A 2,722-nucleotide genomic window follows, 5' to 3' on the forward strand; every position below is an offset into this window, starting at 1 on the left:
CTCGAAGCCGAGGGCCATCGCGCAGTCGACCTGCCCGCCCTTGATGGCCTGGCGGGCGAGGTAGAGCGCCGTGGATCCGGTGGCGCAGTTGTTGTTGACGTTGACGACCGGGATTCCGGTGGCGCCGAACTGGTAGACGGCACGCTGCCCGTAGGTCGAGTCGCCAAAGCAGTAGCCGGCGTAGGCGGCTTGGACGCTGCTGTACGGCACGCCGGCGTCCTCCAGCGCCTTCTCCCCTGCTTCCCGGGCCCAGTCCGGGTAGTCGCCGCCCTTGGTGCCCGGCTTGTCGAACTTGGTCATCCCGACGCCGATGACGAAGGTCCGGTTGCTCATGGAACGCTCCTCGTAGCCGCGTGTGCGGCTGCTCCTCGACGATCCCGAACGGCGAAGAACGAAATCATCAGTGATTATTTTGAGATACCTTAGCGTTTTGCAACCTGACAAGAGGAGGCCCGATGATCGATCCCTCGATCAAAGGACAGGAGCTCGACTCCGTGTCCTTCCCCATCGACCGCAGCAAGCTCGTCGAGCTCGCCCGCGCGTTCCACGATGACGATGCGACCTGGTACGACCTCGCGGCCGCCACCGAAGCCGGGTTCTCCGAGCTCCCGGTACCGCCCACCGTCAGCGCGCTCGTGGATCACTGGCGCCCGGGAGGCGCACTGAGCACGGCCACGGCGATCGGCGCGGATCTCGCCCGTGTCCTGCACGGCGAGGCGTCGTGGGAGTACCACGCTCCCGTCCGGGTCGGGGACGAGCTCACCGCGACCTCGTCCGTGTCCGACGTCGTGACCCGCGAGGGGAAGCGCGGCGGGACGATGACGATGGTGATGATCGAGACACGTTTCACACGCACGGACGGCACGCTCGTCGTCGTCCGAAACGACACCCTGATCGAGACGGGAGCACCAGCATGAGCACGACCGTCGCATCGCTGCCGACGGCGCCCGTCCCCCTCCGGGCCGGCGACACGATGACCGAGAACCAGGTAGGGCCGCTCTCGCGAACGGACTTCGTCAGGTACGCGGGCGCGGGCGGCGACCTGAATCCGATCCATCACGACGACGAGTTCGCCCGCGCCGCGGGGATGCCCTCGGTTTTCGGCATGGGCATGCTCCACGCCGGGATCCTCGGCACGCGCCTCGCCCGGTGGGTCGGGCCCAACAGCATCCGCACGTTCACGGTCCGGTTCAGCGGACAGGTCTGGCCCGGGGACGTCCTGACGTTCGCCGGGCACGTGGATGCGGTCGACGAGCAGCTGGCCGAGATCTCGATGACCGTCACGCGACAGACCGGCGACGTCGCGATGTCCGCCAAGGCCACGGTGCTCGTGGCCTGAGCGCGACGGGCGACGCTGGGCGGGCGGCGGTCCGCCCAGTGTCGCGGGTCGGACCCGCCGCTACTTCACGACGAGTCCCTTGAGCCGGTCGCGCAGCTCCTTCTTCACGATCTTCCCCACGGGGTTGCGCGGGATCGCGTCGATCAGCTCCATCCGCTCCGGGAGCTTGTAGATGGCGATGCCCTGCCCGGACATGAAGTCGACCACGTCGGCCAGCGTCGGCGGCGCCTGCGGGTCGAGCGGGACGACGAACACGCAGACCCGCTCCCCCAGCACCTCGTCGGGGCTGGCCACGGCGGCGCAGTCGGCCACGCCGGGGTGGCCGCTGGCCACGGTCTCCACCTCCGCCGCGCTGACGTTGAAGCCACCGCGGATGATGATGTCCTTCTTGCGATCGACGAACCCGATGTGGCGGTCGTCCAGGACGGTGAACAGATCCCCGGTCCGGACGTGACCATCAGCGGTGAAGAGCCCCTCGTTGAGCTGCGGAGAGCGGAAGTACCCGGGGAAGACGTTCGGCCCGCGATACGCGAGCTCGCCTATCGCACCAGGCTCGGTGAGCTCGTTCCCCTCGTCGTCGATGACGCGCACATCGATACCGGCCACCCCTGAAGGCCACTCCGCACCGGCTCGCCCCCACCACGGGAAGTGGTTGGACCGCTTCCCGGGGTCGGGCACGTCGTCGGCCCCCGCCGCGAGGATCGTGCCTTCGTTCTGTCCGAAGACGTTGGTCACCTCGATGCCCCAGCGCTCCCGGAAGCCCTCGATGGCCCACGCTGGCGGCGGAGCCGAACCGGTCCCGATCGACCTCACCTTCGCCAGATCCGGGATCTGCTCCTCCGGGAGCTTGAGCAGCATCATGAGGATCGCCGGCACCAGGACGCTGAACTCCGCCTCGGGCAGCTGCTTGAGCAGCACCGGTAGATTCAACGGCTGGTGGAGCAGCAGGTGTCCACCCGAAAGCAGCCACATGACGGTGATCCCCACCCCGGTCATGTTCACGATCGGCGCGGGACCGAGGATCTTGTAGCCGTCCTGGAGCGCGGTGGCCTGGCGGAAGCTGCGGCCCTGGAACAGCCAGTTGTTGTGCGTCAGCGGACAGCCCTTCGGCTGCGCTTCGGTCCCGGAGGTCCAGCACAGGGTGAACGCGTCGTCGGCATCGACCGTCGGCAGCCGGAGATCCACCGGGGCCGGCGTCTGCGCCGCCGCGGTTACCTCCGCCAGCTCAAGCCTGGTCACCGTGGGCGGCAGCGTCTCGTCCGCGTAGGCCATCAGCGGCGCGCCCTTCAGCTCGCGCGCTCCGATGTACATCGTCGCCCCGGTGAGCTCGACGATGTGCCGCAACTCGCGGCCGCGCCACTGCACGGGCATCGGGGCGATCAG

At 68.5% G+C, this 2,722-nt stretch carries 4 protein-coding genes; 2 read left to right on the forward strand and 2 right to left on the reverse strand.

The window, feature by feature from the left end:
• On the reverse strand, nt 1–333 hold a 333-nt coding region (locus tag ABYE80_RS19460; protein WP_372791965.1), incomplete at its 3' end, for a beta-ketoacyl synthase N-terminal-like domain-containing protein.
• Nucleotides 334–455: 122 nt separating this feature from the next.
• On the opposite strand from ABYE80_RS19460, the gene ABYE80_RS19465 reads away from it, so the two are divergent.
• Nucleotides 456–917 carry a MaoC family dehydratase N-terminal domain-containing protein gene (locus ABYE80_RS19465; RefSeq protein WP_372791966.1) on the forward strand — a complete coding sequence of 154 codons (462 nt, stop codon included), beginning with the start codon at nt 456–458 and terminating at the stop codon, nt 915–917.
• Complete coding sequence (locus tag ABYE80_RS19470) at nt 914–1,339, forward strand: MaoC/PaaZ C-terminal domain-containing protein (protein WP_372791967.1); 426 nt, start codon at nt 914–916, stop codon at nt 1,337–1,339. The genes ABYE80_RS19465 and ABYE80_RS19470 overlap by 4 nt, the downstream gene beginning before the upstream one ends.
• Nucleotides 1,340–1,399: 60 nt before the next feature.
• Here ABYE80_RS19470 and ABYE80_RS19475 read toward each other — a convergent pair.
• A partial coding sequence (locus tag ABYE80_RS19475) for a class I adenylate-forming enzyme family protein (protein WP_372791968.1) occupies nt 1,400–2,722 on the reverse strand: 1,323 nt, incomplete at its 5' end.

This window comes from Paraconexibacter sp. (assembly GCF_041602235.1).
In the GTDB taxonomy this organism is placed as follows: domain Bacteria; phylum Actinomycetota; class Thermoleophilia; order Solirubrobacterales; family Solirubrobacteraceae; genus Paraconexibacter.